We start from the raw sequence: 17,574 nt of genomic DNA, 5'->3' as shown, positions 1-17,574 counted from the left end.
CCCTGTGTTCCGAGACAAACTCCAACCCACTACGCTTGACAAGAGGCGGGGTGTAGTGTTTGTTTAACTCTCTGAGAACACAAGAATAACCCTGAACCAAACAGGACAGAACCTAATGAGAACTTCAGTTAAGAAACTCGTAACCGCTGTTAGCACATCCGTAGCCCTCATGGGCGCCGGCCACGCCGCCGCCGAAATCCAGATTGGTATCGCTGGCCCAATGACCGGCCCTGTCGCCCAATATGGTGACATGCAGTTCTCCGGTGCCCGCATGGCCATTGAGCAGATCAATGCCGCCGGCGGTGTCATGGGCGAGGAACTTGTCGCCGTGGAATACGACGACGTATGTGACCCAAAACAGGCTGTTACCGTAGCCAACAACCTGGTTAACGATGGTGTCCGCTTTGTTATTGGCCACCTGTGCTCCAGTTCCTCCCAGCCCGCCTCCGACATCTATGAGGATGAAGGCATCTTGATGGTGACACCGGCATCCACCAGCCCGGAAATCACTGAGCGTGGCTATGAACTGGTATTCCGCACGATCGGCCTGGACAGCATGCAGGGACCGGTTGCCGGCAACCATATTGCAAGCCTGAATCCGGAGCGTGTCGCGATTATTCACGACAAGCAGCAGTATGGTGAAGGCATCGCGACTGCCGTTCGCGACACCCTGAAGAACAAGGGCGTTGAGATCGCCATGTTCGAAGGTATTACCGCGGGCGACAAAGACTTTTCATCCCTGATCACCAAGCTGAAACAGGCAGATGTCGATTACGTTTACTACGGCGGCTACCACCCGGAACTGGGCCTGATTCTGCGCCAGGCCCGCCAGGCGAATCTGGATGCGACCTTCATGGGCCCGGAAGGTGTCGGCAATAAAGACATCAACACCATTGCCGGTGAAGCAGCCGAGGGTCTCCTGGTTACTCTGCCACCAAGCTTCGACAAGAAGGCCGAAAACCAGAAGCTGGTTAAAGCCTTCGAAGATAAAGGTGAAGACCCCTCCGGTCCGTTCGTCCTGACCTCCTACACTGCAGTGCAGCTGGTTGCTGAAGGTATTGAGAAGGCCGAGTCTACCGATCCGTTTGATGTTGCCGCAGCGCTGCGCAGCGGGTCATTCCAGACTCCAATCGGTACTGTCGAGTACGACAAGGCCGGTGACATGAAGTCATTCGAGTTCGTTGTATACGAATGGCATTCAGATGGAAGCAAAACTCCGGTAAACTGAGCCAAAATCGTTAACAAACGGTAATACTGGGAACACCTTCTCACCGCGATCCGGGAGAAGGTGTTTTTCTAGGCTCCTGTTGAACCTCCCCTACCCCCGGCGCGGATATCCCGCTCTGAGGGTGTGGCAGTGGAGGGAGCAGGCTTTCGGAGTTCCAAAACAATGCAAGACCTCCTGTATTTTTCTCAGCAGCTCATTAACGGGCTAACGATCGGGAGCACCTATGCCCTGATCGCCATCGGTTACACGATGGTTTATGGCATCATTGGCATGATTAACTTTGCCCATGGTGAAATCTACATGATTGGTGCCTACACGGCGCTGATTGCGATCACTGGCCTGGCCTCCCTTGGTGTCGCCTGGTTGCCGGTGATTCTGCTTGTCGCGCTCATCTGCGCCATGCTTGTTTCGAGCGCCATGGGCTGGGCAGTGGAACGGGTGGCGTACCGTCCGGTGCGCGGGCGACACCGCCTGATCCCGCTGATCTCCGCTATCGGCATGTCGATTTTCCTTCAGAATTACGTACACCTTGCCCAAGGCTCCCGTAACATCGGCTTTCCGGCACTGATTGACGGCGGCTTCCAGTTCGGTTCGGAAGGCGCTTTCCAGATGTCGTTGTCCTATATGCAGATCACCATATTCATTACCACGCTGATCTGCATGACCGCACTGTCCCTGTTCATTGCTCGCTCCAGAACAGGTCGTGCCTGCCGCGCCGTCTCACAGGATCTCGGCATGGCCAATCTGCTCGGTATCGACACCAACCGGATTATTTCCGCAACGTTTGTTATCGGCGCAGCACTGGCTGCAGTGGCGGGCCTTCTCCTCGGGATGTACTACGGCTCGGTTGATCCGCTGTTCGGCTTTATCGCGGGCCTCAAGGCCTTTACTGCAGCGGTTCTGGGTGGCATCGGGAGTATTCCTGGCGCGATGCTGGGCGGCCTGATTCTTGGAGTTTCCGAAAGCATGACCTCCGGCTACCTCAGCGGTGAGTACAAGGACGTGGTCTCCTTCGGTCTGCTGATCCTCATTCTGCTGTTCAAACCCACCGGCCTGCTCGGCAAACCGGAGGTTGAGAAGATCTGATGGCTGCTCATAACGTCAAACATGCGCTCTTCTGCGCATTTATCACTCTGATTATTTCCTACCCTATCCTAGGCTTTAACCTGGAAGCCCAGGGCATCAATGTCACGCTTACCGGCGCCAAGACATCGACCCTCTTGATGGTATTCCTGGCAGCAGCCGTTGTCTTTGCGTTCCAGCTTTTCCGGGACCAGATCATGGCCAGGATCCGCAGCTTGCCGGGCCTGAACCCCATGGCCCACAAGGAACCGATGGAAGAAAACCGGCGTGCCAAGGTGGAGTCCTGGGTTCTTACCGGGATTGTTATTTTTGCCCTGTTCTGGCCCTTCTTCGTTTCACGGGGATCGGTCGATCTGGCAACGTTGGTTCTGATTTACATCATGCTGGCCCTCGGCCTGAACGTGGTGGTGGGTCTGGCTGGCCTGCTGGATCTGGGCTACGTGGCCTTCTACGCGGTGGGTGCCTACACTTTCGCGCTCTTATCCGACTATCTCGGAGTCTCGTTCTGGCTAGCGCTGCCGATTGGCGCACTGCTGGCCGCAACGTTCGGGCTGGTGCTCGGCTTCCCGGTGTTGCGATTACGGGGCGATTATCTGGCGATCGTGACCCTGGGCTTCGGTGAGATCATCCGGATTCTGCTCAACAACTGGACCAGTCTGACCGGCGGCCCCAACGGGATCGGCGGCATACCCGACCCCACCCTGTTTGGCATGGAATTCGGTCGTCGGGTCAAGGAAGAAGGCAACACCTCCTTCCATGAAACCTTCGGCATTGCCTACAGCGGCGAACACAAAGTAATTTTCCTGTACCTGATCGCACTGGTTCTGGCGGTGTTCACCGCGCTGGTCATCCGTCGCTTCATGCGCATGCCGGTAGGCCGCGCCTGGGAAGCCCTGCGTGAAGATGAAATCGCGGCCCGCTCCCTGGGCCTGAGCCGGACGGCCGTCAAGTTGTCCGCATTCACCATTGGCGCATTCTTTGCCGGCTTTGCCGGTACTGTCTTTGCCTCGAAGCAGGGCTTTATCAGCCCGGAATCCTTCGTCTTCCTTGAGTCTGCCATCGTTCTGGCGATTGTGGTTCTTGGCGGGATGGGCTCCCAGGTTGGCGTCATTCTGGCGGCGATTGCCGTCACCATCCTGCCGGAGCTGGCCCGCGAGTTTTCCGAATACCGCATGCTGATCTTTGGCGCTGCCATGGTCCTTATGATGGTCTGGCGGCCACAGGGTCTGATGCCCATGCGCCGAATTCACATTGAACTTAAAAAGCAGGAGTGACGGGCGATGCTTGAAGTACAGAATCTGTCCATGCGCTTTGGCGGCCTGCTGGCGGTAGACCAGGTGTCTCTGGACGTGAAAGAACGGGAAATTGTTTCCATCATCGGCCCAAACGGAGCCGGAAAAACCACTGTTTTCAACTGCATGAGCGGTTTTTACAAGCCAACAGGTGGCAAGATCCTTTTTGAAGGCCAGGAAGTTCAGGGTAAGCCGGACTACAAGATCTCCCGTCTCGGCATGGTAAGGACTTTCCAGCACGTGCGTCTGTTTACCCAGATGACCGTCGTGGAAAACCTGCTGGTAGCCCAGCACCGCCACCTGAACACCAACCTGATTGCCGGCTTGCTTAAAACCCCGAGCTACCGGGACCGGGAACAGAAGTCCCTTGACCGCGCAGCCTACTGGCTTGAGCGGGTCGGGCTGATGGACCTGGCTAACCGGGAAGCAGGAAACCTGGCCTACGGACAGCAACGACGACTGGAAATAGCCCGTTGCATGGTGACTGAACCGAGCCTGCTCATGCTGGACGAACCCGCTGCGGGTCTGAATCCGGCGGAAACCAAGGACCTCAATCAACTGATCGTCAGCCTGAAAGAGGACTATAACGTTTCCGTAGTGCTGATTGAGCACGACATGAGCCTGGTTATGGATATCTCTGACCGGATCAACGTCATCAACCAGGGACGCCCCCTGGCGAATGGTACACCGGAAGAAATCCGCCAGAATGACGACGTGATCAAAGCCTACCTGGGCGAGGCCTGAGGAAGAACCATGCTTGTACTAGAAGATGTCCATACCCACTACGGCAAAATCGAAGCACTGCACGGGGTTTCTGTCGAGGTCAAGAAAGGTGAGATCGTCTCCCTGATAGGGGCCAATGGCGCGGGCAAAACCACGCTGCTAATGACCGTTTGCGGAAACCCGCAGGCGAGCTCCGGGCGCGTGATCCTGGAAGGCCGCGATATCACTCGCGAGCCGACAGCGCAAATCATGCGCTCGGGGATAGCCATTGTCCCAGAGGGGCGCCGGATCTTTTCCGGACTCACTGTGGAAGAAAACCTGCATATGGGCGGGTTCTTCAACTCCAAGGCCGAGATCCGCAAGAGCCAGGATCATGCCTACGAGCTGTTCCCTCGCCTCAAAGAGCGTGAGCACCAGCGTGCAGGCACCATGTCCGGCGGTGAGCAGCAGATGCTCGCCATTGGCCGCGCGCTGATGAGCAGGCCCAACATGATCATCCTGGATGAGCCCTCGCTGGGCCTCGCACCGCTGGTGATCAAGCAGATCTTCGAGATCATCGGCCACCTTCGTGACGAGGGTATTACCGTGTTTCTTGTCGAGCAGAATGCTCACCAGGCACTGAACCTCGCGGACCGCGGCTATGTGCTGGAAACCGGAAAGATCCGACTCCAGGACACCGGGAAAAACCTGCTGGCCAACCCCGATGTGCAAAACGCATACCTTGGCGGCTAGGCCACCAACACCCCATAGGCAAGAAGCCGGTGCATATTTCCATGCGCCGGCTTTTTTCGTTTCAGCGCCAGAGAAACGGATCGGTTTGTGCGGAATTTCGTGTTTAAATCAATTAGTCACGTAAGAATTGGTTGGCGCACGCACGATCTGCACTATACTCAAGATAACGGTCATCCTGTCTCCACATACAAGTCAGGGCCGTTCCCGCATATTCCGCTGGAAAGATTCGGTGGAATACGCGTGACGTAGCTAAAACACACAAAGGAGTGGATAATGAAAAAACTCATCGCAGGTGCAATTCTTCTCGGCGCTTCTTCCATGGCCTTCGCCCAGCCAGGCTGTGGCGTGGGTGCAATGATCTGGAAAGGACAGTCCGGTATCGCCCCACACGTGCTGGCCGCCACAACCAATGGCACTTTTGGTAACCAGACGTTCGGCATGACGACCGGCACCCTGGGCTGCCAGACCAACGCTGCCGTCCAATCCATGGCCATGTACATGGACAGCAACATCGACAAGGTTGCCCGAGACATGTCTCGTGGCTCTGGCGAAAACATCGATACCCTCGCGGTATTGCTGGGCGTTGAAGAAGCTGACCGCGGCACCTTCCGCAAAGTACTTCAGGATAACTTCGCAACTGTATTCCCCAGCTCTGAAACCACCTCTGGTGAAGCGGTAGACGCAATCGTCGCCTTGCTGGAGAAGAATGAATCACTGAGCAAATACGTGGCAGCCTGATCCAGGCCACAAAAAGGAATGCCTATGCGCCAGGGACGGCGCATTTTTCTGCATCACGCCCCCCGTCAAATCTGGAAGAATCGATCACTCATGGGCTATTCGCTTCGCATTGGGCCGGCTCTCATCTGGCTCGCTCTCACAGCAACCGCGCACGCAGACCCGGATGCCGGGGCAGGCCAGCCCTACCTGGACCCAGCCTGGCTCATGCTAGGCCACTATCACCCCGACACTCTGGGAGACGGCTATACCAGCCAGGCGGATGACCCTGCGTTTTTCCTCAGTAAAAATGGAAAGCATTCACCCGCCTCAGAACTGGAAGCGACCTTATCCGCCATCCAGAGGCCGGGCGGGGGCGACAATCACGCCCGATGCCGTTACCCGGCCAGAACCGCCTGGCTTCAGCAGGAATTTGACCTTTCTCTGGCGCCTATGGACTGCCCCGCATACGGGGAGTGGAAAGAGACTCTGAATACAAAGACCGTAACTTTGGTCTTTGCAGCCTCTTACCTGAACAGCCCTTCGTCGATGTTCGGGCACACATTCCTGAGACTTGACCCACCCCAGGAAGACGAAGAAACGAACCTGTTGCTGGCCAGCACCATATCCTACGCGGCCGACGCAGCAGCACATGACAGCGAGATCCTGTTTGCCTACAAAGGGATCTTTGGCGGATACCCGGGCATAACAACAATACAACCCTATTATGAAAAGATCCGCCTTTACTCCGATATCGAACACAGGGATCTCTGGGAATACACTCTGAACCTCAATCAGGAAGAAGTAGACCTGATGCTTGCCCACGCCTGGGAAATTCGTGATCGCAACTTCGATTACTATTTCTTCGACGAAAACTGCGCCTACCGACTGTTAGCTCTTATTGATGTAGCGCGCCCGGGCACAAACCTTCTGGACGAAGTGGGCACTCACGCTATCCCCTCCGATACCGTTCGGTGGGTTGTGGACAAAGATCTTATCAGCAGCGTTCATTACCGGCCATCGGCCGCCACCTCGGTCGCTTACAGCTTGTCCTCATTGCCGGACTCGCAGCAAACACTGGCCGCTGCCGTGGCCAATGGTTATGTCTCCGCTGATGCCGACGAGCTAAAGCGACTGACCGCCAGTGAAAGGGCCCATGTACTGGACGCCACCTACGACTATGTGCGCTACCAGAGCGAAGCCGAAGGCTGGCCGCGTGACATCGCGGCCCCGCTATCCCATGAATTGCTGCAAGAACGCAGCACCATCGAAAACGTACCGCCTCCCGAAACCCCACCCGAACCCGCTATCCGGGACGACCAGGGCCATGACACTTTCCGTCTGAGCCTGGCCGGCGGCCAGCTGGACCACCGGGAATTCACCCAACTCACCCTTCGGCCTGCCTATCACGATATTCTTGACCCTCCGGAGGGCTACCGTAGTGGTGCCCAACTCCAGTTCCTGAGACTGGACGCCCGCTACTACACCGACAACGACGAACTGCAACTGGAACAGCTGACGGGCGTAGAGATTCGCTCTCTCAGCCCCAGAAACCAGTTTTTTTCGCCTTTGTCCTGGCAGGTAGGCTTTGGTGGCCGCAGAACCGATACCGGCACTGAGCGTGTGCTGGCGCCTTATCTTGAGGGCGGCGCAGGAGGTAGCTGGCAATTGGCTCCAAAAACCCAACTCTTCGCCATCGCAACCGCCGACCTGGAGATTGATGACGACCTCCGCCGCGGCTACGATGCCGCATCCGGCGCCGACATCGGGCTGCTGCACCAAAACAACCAGTTCAGCCTGATGGCCGGAGCCAAGACCAAAGCCTGGATCGTCAGCAGCCAGCACAGACAGTATCAGGCCTACGCAAAAGCCAGCTGGCACATAGGCCGGGAGTTCAGCCTGTTTGCCGAATTCACCCGGGAAGATCACTACGACAGGTACGAGAGCAAATGGCAAACCGGACTGCACGCCTACTTCTGACTGTATCAAGGGTGAAAGCGGCCATTGCGGCCGCAGGCGCGGTGGCAGCCACACTGAGCCTGAGCGGCTGCAGCAGTGTCTTCTTCTATCCAGATAACGTCACCTACATCACCCCGGACCGGCTCAACCTGAGTTATGAGGATGTGTACCTCAATACCGCCGACGGCGAAACCCTCCACGGCTGGTGGCTTCCCGCCGAGACCACACAAAGCCCTCCGCGAGGCACCGTCTACTTCCTCCATGGTAACGCCCAGAACATTAGCAGCCACATCCTCAACGTCGCCTGGCTGCCTGCGGAAGGCTACAACGTCTTCGCCATCGACTATCGCGGCTACGGAAACTCCACCGGTGCGCCAGACATCGGAGGGGCCCTCCATGACACAGAGTCCGGTCTCCGCTGGCTGGTGAACCAACCCGACGTCCAGGGCGACCCTGTTTTCCTTCTCGGCCAAAGTCTGGGGGGCGCACTGGGCGTAGCCTTGGCCAGCGAGTGGGTACAACGGGAAGAAACGCCAGAGCTCAGCGGCGTCGTGCTTGACGGAACCTTTTCGGGGTTTCGGGGCATTGCGAGGGAGAAACTGGGAAACTTCTGGTTAACCTGGCCACTCCAGATCCCCCTGAGCTGGACGATTCCCGAAGACTATGAAGGCGTGAACCGCATTGCCGCTATCAGCCCGGTTCCGGTTTTGGTGATCCACAGCGCCCGCGACGGCATCATCCCCTTCCATCATGGCAAAGCACTCTATGAGGCTGCAGAGGAGCCTAAAGAATTTCTGCAGACCGACACTCCCCATGCCGCGACATTTGTGATCCCGGCCTATAAACAAATGGTTTTGGACTTCCTCTCGAGGGCCAGCAACTGAGGCCTAAGCTGGTTTTGGAATCAGAAAGAAAAAACCCGCCAATCCAGAGGAAAGACGGGTTTTCAGGCCGTTTAGCGGTTAGCTATCAGGCAGAGAAGTCAGTCGGCTGCTCGCCTTCCTGAACTTCCTTCATGGACAGCTTGACGCGACCACGGTTGTCCACATCCAGAACCTTAACCAGAACTTCCTGACCTTCGCTCAGCTCGTCAGTCACGTTCTCGATACGGCGCTCGGAAATCTGGGAGATGTGTACCAGACCATCCTTACCAGGCAGGATGTTGACGAACGCACCGAAGTCCACAATGCGCTCAACACGACCCTTATATATCGCACCAACCTCGATTTCCGCGGTAATTTCCTTAACCCGGTTAACCGCAGCCTGAGCCGCTTCCTGGTTATCCGCGTAAATCTTCACATTGCCATCGTCATCCAGATCGATAGACGCGCCGGTCTCGTCACAGATAGAGCGGATAGTCGCACCACCTTTACCGATAACGTCACGGATCTTGTCCGGGTTGATCTTGATAGTGGTGATGCTCGGTGCACGGGCAGACAGCTCTGGACGCGACTCGGCAATAACCTTGTTCATCTCGCCAAGAATATGCAGCCGCGCTCCGTGAGCCTGCTCCAGGGCAAGTTCCATGATCTCGTCGGTAATGCCGTTGATCTTGATGTCCATCTGCAGGGCAGTGATACCGTCTTTGGTGCCAGCGACCTTGAAGTCCATGTCGCCCAGGTGATCCTCGTCACCCAGGATGTCGGTCAGAACAGCGAATTTCTCGCCTTCCTTGACCAGACCCATGGCAATACCGGCAACTGGCGCCTTCAGCGGAACGCCTGCGTCCATCAGCGCAAGGCTGGAACCGCATACGGAAGCCATGGAACTGGAACCGTTGGACTCGGTGATCTCGGAAACCGCACGGATGGTGTACGGGAACTCTTCGATAGTCGGCATCACTGCGGCAATACCGCGCTTCGCCAGACGACCGTGACCAACCTCGCGACGGCCTGGAGTACCCATGCGGCCAGCTTCACCAACCGAGTACGGAGGGAAGTTATAGTGGAACAGGAACGGATCCTTGCGCTCACCTTCAAGGGCATCAATGATCTGCATGTCACGGGCGGTCCCCAGCGTTGCAGTAACGATTGCCTGGGTTTCACCCCGGGTAAACAGCGCGGAACCGTGCGTGCTCGGCAGAACGCCCACTTCGATTTCTATCGGACGAACAGTCTTGTTGTCGCGGCCATCAATACGTGGCTTGCCGTCAATAACCTGCTGGCGAACAACTGTCTTCTCGATCTTGCCAAAGTACTTCTTGACCTCTTCCCCGGAAGGCTGGCCTTCTTCTTCGCCCGCAAACTTTTCAACTGCTGCGGTCTTGATCTCGCCCAGACGAGCGTAGCGCTCCATCTTGTCGCGGATGCTGTAGGCTTCCTCAATCGCACCGGAGAATTCGCCCTTGATCGCGCTCAGCAGTTCGGTATTTTCTGCTTCAACCTGCCAGTCCCAGCGCGGCTTGCCAATCTCGGCAGCAAATTCCTTGATCGCGTTAACCGCAACCTGCATTTCCTGGTGTGCGAACAGAACGCCGCCCAGCATCTGGTCTTCGGTCAGGCCCTTGGCTTCGGATTCAACCATCAGAACCGCGTCTTCAGTACCGGCAACGACCATGTCCAGCAGCGAGGTTTCAAGCTCTTCATAAGTCGGGTTCAGGAAGTAACCGCGCTCATTGGTGAAAGCAACACGGGACGCACCAATGGGGCCGTCGAACGGGATCCCGGAAATCGCCAGCGCAGCAGACGCAGCCAGCATTGCGGCAATATCCGGATTCTGGGTCTTGTTGGCAGACATAACGGTCAGGACAACCTGAACTTCGTTCATGTAGCCATTGGGGAACAGTGGACGGATCGGACGGTCGATCAGACGCGACGTCAGGGTTTCTTTTTCAGAAGGACGGCCTTCACGCTTGAAGAAACCACCGGGGATCTTGCCTACAGCGTAGGTTTTCTCGGTGTAGTTAACCGTCAGCGGGAAAAAGCCCTGCCCCGGCTTTGGTTCCTTGGCACCGACAACTGTGCCCAGCACGGACACATCATCGATGGTAACGAGAACAGCGCCAGTAGCCTGACGGGCAATACGGCCGGTTTCGAGAGTGACGGTCTTGCCGCCGAGCTCAAATGATTTCTTTACAGGTTTCAGATCCACAAAAAACTCCTGATAACTCTATTCCAGATTGATTCGATCGCCACGCCCATGCGCCCGATCGTCGCTCCACAGGTGTTTGTCGTGTGATCCGAAGGCAACCCGTCTGAAAGCTAACAGGCTGTTGCAAAACCCCGGAAAAACGGTAGACGTCCATGAGGAAGGTCCGCCCGGGCTTTTCAACAACCTGCTATCAATTTCGGCTTCCCATTACGACAGAGAGTCCTTCGATATCACTGACACATCAACTGCGGCATTGCTTGTGAGAAAAGCACAACCGGCAGAACCAGAAACGGTTCCGCCGGTTGCCGGCGTGCTTCCAGCCATGGCTGGAAACAGCCCTCAGGTCGAAAAGACCGGATTAGCGACGCAGACCCAGACGCTGGATCAGCTCCAGGTAACGGTCAGCATTTTTGCGCTTCAGGTAGTCCAGCAGTTTACGACGCTGGTTTACCATCCGGATCAGACCGCGGCGGGAATGATGATCCTGCTTGTTGGTCTTGAAATGATCCTGCAGCTTGTTGATGTTGGCGCTCAGCAGTGCAACCTGAACTTCCGGAGAACCGGTATCGCCTTCACCTTGCTGATAATCCTTAACGATCTGTGACTTCTCACTGGCAGAAAGTGCCATATTTCACCTCATTGTTTGCGATGCTATCGAATACGGCCGAACCGCGCATCTCTACAGCCCGGCTAGACAGCGACACGCTTATCGCTTGTCGCTGCTCTTCACCAGTCGGCGGGGAATCAGATTGACAACCTCACCTTCCGGGAATGCTTCTGCCAACCCCACAAAACCTTCGTTGCCATACAGACGAACAAAGCCTTCAAAGGATTGACCCGATATTCTAACCGGTTGCCCGTTCAATATCGACACCAGTGACGGCCCGGTCAGCTTCACTTCGGGGAACATCGAAAGGGCCGCATCCGGCGCCACCAGAAGTCCATCGAGACTCTCACCACGCTCACGCATAGCCTCAAGTTCCGGGACCTCGTGGGCGTTGGCCAGAGTAAAACCCGACGCCATGGTACGGCGCAAAGCGGTAACATGGGCACCACAACCCAGGACAGCGCCGATGTCCTCAACCAGTGAGCGAATGTACGTACCCTTGGTGCAACTGACGGCGATATCCAGCTCATTCTCCCGAACTTCCAGCAGGGTCAGCTCATAAATGGTGACCGGACGGGCAGGACGCTCTACTTCAATTCCCTCACGGGCATACTCGTAAAGCGGGCGTCCTTTGTGCTTGAGCGCCGAATACATGGACGGAACCTGCTGGATGTCGCCCCGGAAACCTTCCAGAACGGACTCCACCTTTTCCACTGACAGATCGGCTGGGACAGGCTTTTCCTCAACCACTGCACCTTCACTGTCTCCTGTTTCCGTCCGGACGCCCAGCCGGGCGGTCGCGATGTAGGACTTGTCACTGTCCAGCATCATCTGGGAAAACTTGGTGGCTTCACCGAAGCATAAAGGCAGAACACCCGTGGCAAGCGGATCGAGAGCACCCGTATGTCCCGCTTTTGCGGCACCATAAAGGCGTTTGACCTGCTGAAGGATGCCGTTGGACGTAATGTCCAGAGGCTTGTCGATCACCAGAATTCCGTTGACGTCACGACCTTTGCGTCTGCGGCTCAAGCGTCTCGCTCCGGGTTGTCAGAAACGGGATCGTCATTGTCTTCCCTGGGGACGGCCGGCTTATCACCCACCGCCTTGCGGATAAGACTATCCATTTTTCGACTGTATCCCTGCAAGGTATCGAAGTGGAACCGAAGCTGGGGAACAACCCTCAGCTTCATTGCCCGTCCAACGTGGCCCCGCAGAAAACCGGAGGCCTTGGACAACACCTTGAGAGACTCCTGGACTTCCGGAGACTCCTCGGTTAGTTCCTCGGTGGACAGCAGCGACACGTAGACATCGGCATAGCCTAGATCACGACTCACTTTCACGGCATTTACCGAAACCATGCCGACCCGCGGGTCTTTGACCTCCCGCTGGATCAGCTGGGCCAGTTCTCGCTGCATCTGATCGCCAATGCGATCAATACGACTGAACTCTCTTGGCATCAGGCCCCCGTGGATTCGAGCTTACGCTCAACACGAACGCGGTCAAACACCTCGATCTGGTCACCGACCTTGACGTCATAACCCTTAACACCGATACCACATTCCATACCGTTGCGAACCTCGGGCACGTCATCCTTGAAGCGACGCAGGGACTCCAGCTCGCCTTCAAAGATCACTACGTTATCCCGCAGGACACGGATGGGCTTGTTACGGTATACGGTACCTTCAGTCACCATACAACCGGCTACCTGGCCGAACTTCGGCGAACGGAACACATCGCGCACATCTGCAATACCAACGATGTCTTCGCGGAACTCCGGCGCCAACATGCCAGTCAGGGCGGCTTTCACATCATCAATCAGGTTATAGATGATGCTGTAGTAGCGAAGGTCCAGGCCTTCCTGCTCGACCAGGCGCTTCGCTGCAGCGTCGGCACGAACATTGAAGCCGAAGATCACCGCATTGGTGGCCATGGCAAGGCTGATATCGGTCTCGGCAATACCACCAACACCGGAAGACACGATCTTCACCTGGACTTCATCATTGCCCAGGTCCTGAAGTGCCTTGGTGATGGCTTCCAGAGAACCGCGAACATCCGTCTTGAGAACAACATTGAGGGTTTTGACTTCATCCTTACCCATGTTCTCAAACAGATTCTCAAGCTTGGCAGCCTGTTGGCGCTGCAGGCGCTGCTCACGCTCACGCGTCTGACGGAACTCGGCGAGTTCTTTCGCCTTCTTCTCGTCCGCCACAGCGAAGAACTCGTCACCCGCGTCCGGAGTACCGTTAAGGCCCAGGATCTCGACCGGGATCGACGGTCCTGCTTCCTTGGTCTGCTTACCCGCTTCGTCGGTCATTGCCCGAACTTTACCGAAGTAGGAACCGGCTACAACCATGTCACCCTGGCGAAGGGTACCGTTCTGAACCAGAACAGTCGCAACGGAACCACGACCGCGCTCAAGGCTGGACTCAACCACGACACCTTTGGCCGGAGCGTCCGGGGATGCTTCCAGCTCGAGAATCTCGGACTGCAGCAATACCGCTTCGAGCAGGGCTTCGATGCCCTCACCGGTGTGCGCGGAAACAGGAACAAACTGAGTGTCCCCGCCCCAATCTTCCGGAACCACTTCCAGCGCAGCCAGCTCACTCTTGATCCGATCCGGATCCGCCCCTTCCTTATCCATCTTGTTGATGGCAACTACCAGGGGAACACCTGCGGAACGTGCATGCTGCACAGCTTCCTTGGTTTGCGGCATAACACCGTCATCGGCAGCCACAACCAGGATAACGATATCGGTGCACTGGGCACCGCGTGCACGCATCGCAGTAAACGCTGCGTGGCCCGGGGTATCAAGGAAGGAGACCATGCCATGGTCGGTTTCCACGTGGTACGCACCAATATGCTGGGTAATGCCACCGGACTCACCGGAAGCCACCTTGGTGCGGCGGATGTAATCCAGCAGCGAGGTTTTACCGTGGTCAACGTGGCCCATAACACTGACGACCGGCGCACGCTTGGTTTTTTCGCCGCCTTCAAAGGAGAATTCGCTCAGAACCTCTTCTTCAAACGCATCGTCACTGACGGTCTTGGCCTTGTGCCCCAACTCCTCAGTCACCAGAACCGCTGTTTCCTGGTCCAGTGCCTGGTTGATGGTAGCCATTACGCCCATACCCATCAGGGTCTTGATAACGTCGGCTGACTTGACTGCCATACGCTGGGCAAGGTCACCTACGCTAATCGTCTCGGGAATCTCTACTTCTCTGACCATTGGTTTGGTCGGCCTCTCGAAAGCATGACGCTTCTCTTTGGGTTTCTTTTTCGCACGCAGCGGCTTACGCAGGGTGGTGTCTTCTTCGTCCTCGGTAATAACCAAGGGCTCTTCCACCGGGCGGCTGCGCGGACCACGATGACCAGCCGATTTCTTCTTCGGCTTGCCTTCCTCGGCCTCATCGGCGCGGTCGCGAACTTTTTCTTTCTTTTTCTTCGGCTTCCGGTCCTTGCCCTCGCCTTCGGGAGGCGGAATGGGCATATCTTCCGGCGCCGGAACGGGCTCAGGCTCCCGAGCCTTCTCAGGCGCTTTTTCAGCGACCGGCTCTTCCTCAACAGAGGTAGCAGGCGTCTGTTCCTGAGTCGGCTTTTCGGTCTCGACCGCAGGCGTCTGCTCAGCAGTTACCTGCGGAGTTTCCTCTACCGGTTGTTGCTCCGGAATTTGCTCTTCTGTTGCCGCGTCAGACTGGGGAACTTCCGCTTCCGGCTGTAATTCAGCGCGCTTGATGTAGGTGCGACGCTTGCGCACTTCCACATTGACCGTTTTCGCCTTGCCCGCCTTAAGCGTGGTTGTCGTCTTACGCTTCAACGTGATCTTGCGGGGCTCAGAATCCGCCTCACCGTGCGTCTTTCTTAAATAGGCCAGCAACTGCTGCTTCTCATCGCTGGATACAGCGTCGTTTTCAGAGCGGGCCTTGAGGCCTGCTTCCACGATCTGCTTCAGCAAACGATCCACGGGAGCGCCTACATCTTCGGCCAGTTGTTTTACCGTTACTTCAGCCATACTGGTCCTCCTCCCGAATTAAGCCTGGTCTTCAAACCAGGGGGCGCGTGCGGTCATAATCAACGTACCTGCACGCTCTTCATCCATACCTTCAATATCGAGCAAGTCGTCAACCGACTGCTCCGCCAGATCTTCCATGGTACGCACACCCATGCCTGCCAGCTTGAACGCCAGGCCCCGGTCCATGCCATCCATCGTCAGAAGATCTTCTGCCGGCTCTGCACCCTCGAGAGCCTCTTCGCTTGCCAGCGCCTGGTTCAGCAGGACGTCTTTAGCGCGGCGACGCAATTCGGAGACAGTGTCTTCGTCAAAGCCTTCGATCGCCAGCATCTCTTCCATCGGTACATAGGCCACTTCCTCAAGCGAAGTGAAACCTTCCTCGATCAGAACAGCAGCAAATTCCTCGTCGACATCGAGATGACTAACGAAGTGCTCTACCAGCCGAGTATACTCCTGTTCCTGACGCTCACCGGCCTCTTCTTCGGTCATGACGTTCAGGGTCCAGCCGGTCAGTTCTGTTGCCAGCCGTACATTCTGACCATTCCGGCCGATAGCCTGGGCCAGATTATCTTCAGCGACAGCCACCTCCATGGTATGACGATCTTCATCCATCACAATGGAAGCCACTTCAGCCGGAGCCATGGCGTTGATTACCAACTGCGCGGGGTTGTCGTCCCAGAGCACGATGTCCACACGTTCGCCGCCTAGCTCATTGGAGACCGCCTGCACACGCGAACCGCGCATGCCGACGCAGGCACCAACCGGATCAATGCGGCGGTCATTGGTCTTCACGGCAATCTTGGCACGGGATCCCGGATCACGGGCGGCGCCACGAATTTCGATAAGCTCCTCGGCAATCTCCGGAACTTCAATGCGGAACAGCTCAATCAGCATCTGCGGAGAGGTCCGGCTCAGGATCAACTGAGGTCCCCGGTGATCGGTCCGGATCTCCAGCAACAGTGAGCGCACCCTGTCCCCCATCCGGAATGTTTCCCGGGGAATGAGGTTTTCGCGGGGCAACAGCGCTTCGGCATTGGCGCCGAGATCCACAATCACATTGTCGCGCGTTACTTTCTTGACGGTACCGGATACAAGCTCGCCAACACGGTCACGGTAGCTATCCACAATCTTGGTGCGTTCAGCTTCGCGAACCTTCTGGAAAATGATTTGCTTGGCCGCCTGCGCACCAATCCGCCCGAAAGCGACTGACTCGATCTTCTCTTCATGAATATCGCCAGGGCGAAGGTTTGAATCAATTTCCTCCGCTTCCTGCATGGTCAGTTCGGTACCCAGAGCTGGCACGGCATCATTATCGACAACCAGCCAGCGCCGGAAGGTTTCGTATTCTCCGGTACGGCGGTCAATGGAGACCCGGATATCCGCGTCCTCATCTTCATAACGTTTTTTGGCAGCGGTGGCGAGCGCAAGCTCGATCGCCTCGAAAATCACATCCTTCTCGACTCCTTTCTCGTTCGAGACGGATTCAACCACCAGCAAGATCTCTTTACTCATTGGATTGCCCTGCCCTCAAAATAAACTGTGCGTCCACTGACTTTCTTGAATGTATTCATTCAAATACCGGGATGATGTGTGCTTTTTCTATGCTGTCAAACGGCAGCAGATACTCGTGATCATCAACAACGACAATCACCTCATCACCCTCAACGCCTTTGATCAGGCCCTGAAACTTCCGCCTGCCCTCAAACGCCATGCGCAAGCGAATCTGTACCTGATGACCAGCAAAGGCCTCGTATTGTTCAAGACGGAACAGCGGGCGATCCATCCCCGGGGATGAGACCTCAAGTGTGTACTCGGTCTGGATGGGATCCTCCACATCCATCACACCGCTGATCTGGCGACTGACCTTTTCGCAGTCCTCAATCGAGATGCCATTTTCGACATCATCAATAAAGACCCGCAGCTTGGAATGATGTCCCTGCGAGCGATATTCGATACCCCAGAACTCATATCCCAGGCCTTCCACTACAGGCCGAAGTATGTCTTCCAGTTGTTTAAGCTTGGCTGACAAGTTATGCCGTCTCCGTTTTCAAATTTACCGGCCCCAAAAACAAAAAAAGGGCTGTTGATCAGCCCTTTTTATGCACCAGGGCCTGATGCGCCAGGCCCCTTAATCAAA

At 56.4% G+C, this 17,574-nt stretch carries 15 protein-coding genes; 8 read left to right on the top strand and 7 right to left on the bottom strand.

Going from position 1 to position 17,574, the window contains the following annotated elements; translation table 11 throughout:
- The first annotated feature begins 115 nt into the window (after positions 1-115).
- From BKP64_RS18375 to BKP64_RS18340, 8 genes are all read left to right on the top strand, one after another.
- On the top strand, positions 116-1,228 hold the full coding sequence (locus tag BKP64_RS18375; RefSeq protein ID WP_070973254.1) for a branched-chain amino acid ABC transporter substrate-binding protein: 1,113 nt from the start codon (positions 116-118) through the stop codon (positions 1,226-1,228).
- 162 nt (positions 1,229-1,390) lie between these two features.
- On the top strand, positions 1,391-2,314 hold the full coding sequence (gene livH, locus BKP64_RS18370; protein WP_070973252.1) for a high-affinity branched-chain amino acid ABC transporter permease LivH: 924 nt from the start codon (positions 1,391-1,393) through the stop codon (positions 2,312-2,314).
- Positions 2,314-3,585, top strand: a complete 1,272-nt coding sequence (locus tag BKP64_RS18365) for a high-affinity branched-chain amino acid ABC transporter permease LivM (RefSeq protein WP_070973250.1) — start codon at positions 2,314-2,316, stop codon at positions 3,583-3,585. The genes livH and BKP64_RS18365 overlap by 1 nt, the downstream gene beginning before the upstream one ends.
- 6 nt (positions 3,586-3,591) lie before the next feature.
- Entirely contained in the window at positions 3,592-4,347 is a 756-nt protein-coding gene (gene livG, locus BKP64_RS18360; RefSeq protein ID WP_070973248.1) for a high-affinity branched-chain amino acid ABC transporter ATP-binding protein LivG, read from the top strand.
- Between the two features lie 9 nt (positions 4,348-4,356).
- Complete coding sequence (locus BKP64_RS18355; protein ID WP_070973246.1) at positions 4,357-5,058, top strand: ABC transporter ATP-binding protein; 702 nt, start codon at positions 4,357-4,359, stop codon at positions 5,056-5,058.
- Between the two features lie 273 nt (positions 5,059-5,331).
- A complete protein-coding gene (locus BKP64_RS18350) occupies positions 5,332-5,796 on the top strand; it encodes a DUF3015 domain-containing protein (protein ID WP_070973245.1) in 465 nt (154 codons plus the stop codon).
- A 90-nt stretch (positions 5,797-5,886) separates the two neighbouring features.
- Positions 5,887-7,752: an Lnb N-terminal periplasmic domain-containing protein gene (locus BKP64_RS18345; RefSeq protein WP_070973775.1), complete on the top strand. Its 1,866-nt coding sequence runs from the start codon at positions 5,887-5,889 to the stop codon at positions 7,750-7,752.
- Positions 7,722-8,615 (top strand): alpha/beta hydrolase, encoded by an 894-nt coding sequence (locus BKP64_RS18340; RefSeq protein WP_070973243.1) that lies wholly within the window; start codon positions 7,722-7,724, stop codon positions 8,613-8,615. The genes BKP64_RS18345 and BKP64_RS18340 overlap by 31 nt, the downstream gene beginning before the upstream one ends.
- 85 nt (positions 8,616-8,700) lie before the next feature.
- Here BKP64_RS18340 and pnp read toward each other — a convergent pair whose 3' ends face one another.
- The 7 genes from pnp to rimP all read right to left on the bottom strand — a co-directional run bounded on the left by pnp (position 8,701) and on the right by rimP (position 17,466).
- Positions 8,701-10,815, bottom strand: a complete 2,115-nt coding sequence (pnp, locus tag BKP64_RS18335) for a polyribonucleotide nucleotidyltransferase (protein ID WP_227515613.1) — start codon at positions 10,813-10,815, stop codon at positions 8,701-8,703.
- Positions 10,816-11,179: 364 nt separating this feature from the next.
- A complete protein-coding gene (gene rpsO / locus BKP64_RS18330) occupies positions 11,180-11,449 on the bottom strand; it encodes a 30S ribosomal protein S15 (RefSeq protein ID WP_070973239.1) in 270 nt (89 codons plus the stop codon).
- A 78-nt stretch (positions 11,450-11,527) separates the two neighbouring features.
- Positions 11,528-12,457, bottom strand: coding sequence for a tRNA pseudouridine(55) synthase TruB (truB, locus tag BKP64_RS18325; RefSeq protein WP_070973237.1), 930 nt, complete (start codon positions 12,455-12,457; stop codon positions 11,528-11,530).
- The gene (rbfA, locus tag BKP64_RS18320; protein WP_070973235.1) at positions 12,454-12,885 is read right to left on the bottom strand and encodes a 30S ribosome-binding factor RbfA; all 432 of its coding nucleotides are present in this window, start codon (positions 12,883-12,885) and stop codon (positions 12,454-12,456) included. Before rbfA ends, truB begins: the two co-directional genes overlap by 4 nt.
- A complete protein-coding gene (gene infB / locus BKP64_RS18315; RefSeq protein WP_070973233.1) occupies positions 12,885-15,437 on the bottom strand; it encodes a translation initiation factor IF-2 in 2,553 nt (850 codons plus the stop codon). Before infB ends, rbfA begins: the two co-directional genes overlap by 1 nt.
- An 18-nt stretch (positions 15,438-15,455) precedes the next feature.
- Complete coding sequence (nusA, locus tag BKP64_RS18310; protein ID WP_070973231.1) at positions 15,456-16,949, bottom strand: transcription termination factor NusA; 1,494 nt, start codon at positions 16,947-16,949, stop codon at positions 15,456-15,458.
- Between the two features lie 55 nt (positions 16,950-17,004).
- The gene (gene rimP, locus BKP64_RS18305; protein ID WP_070973229.1) at positions 17,005-17,466 is read right to left on the bottom strand and encodes a ribosome maturation factor RimP; all 462 of its coding nucleotides are present in this window, start codon (positions 17,464-17,466) and stop codon (positions 17,005-17,007) included.
- Positions 17,467-17,574: the final 108 nt, after the last annotated feature.

The organism is Marinobacter salinus (assembly GCF_001854125.1).
In the GTDB taxonomy this organism is placed as follows: domain Bacteria; phylum Pseudomonadota; class Gammaproteobacteria; order Pseudomonadales; family Oleiphilaceae; genus Marinobacter; species Marinobacter salinus.
This window is presented reverse-complemented; position numbering and strand designations above follow the sequence as displayed.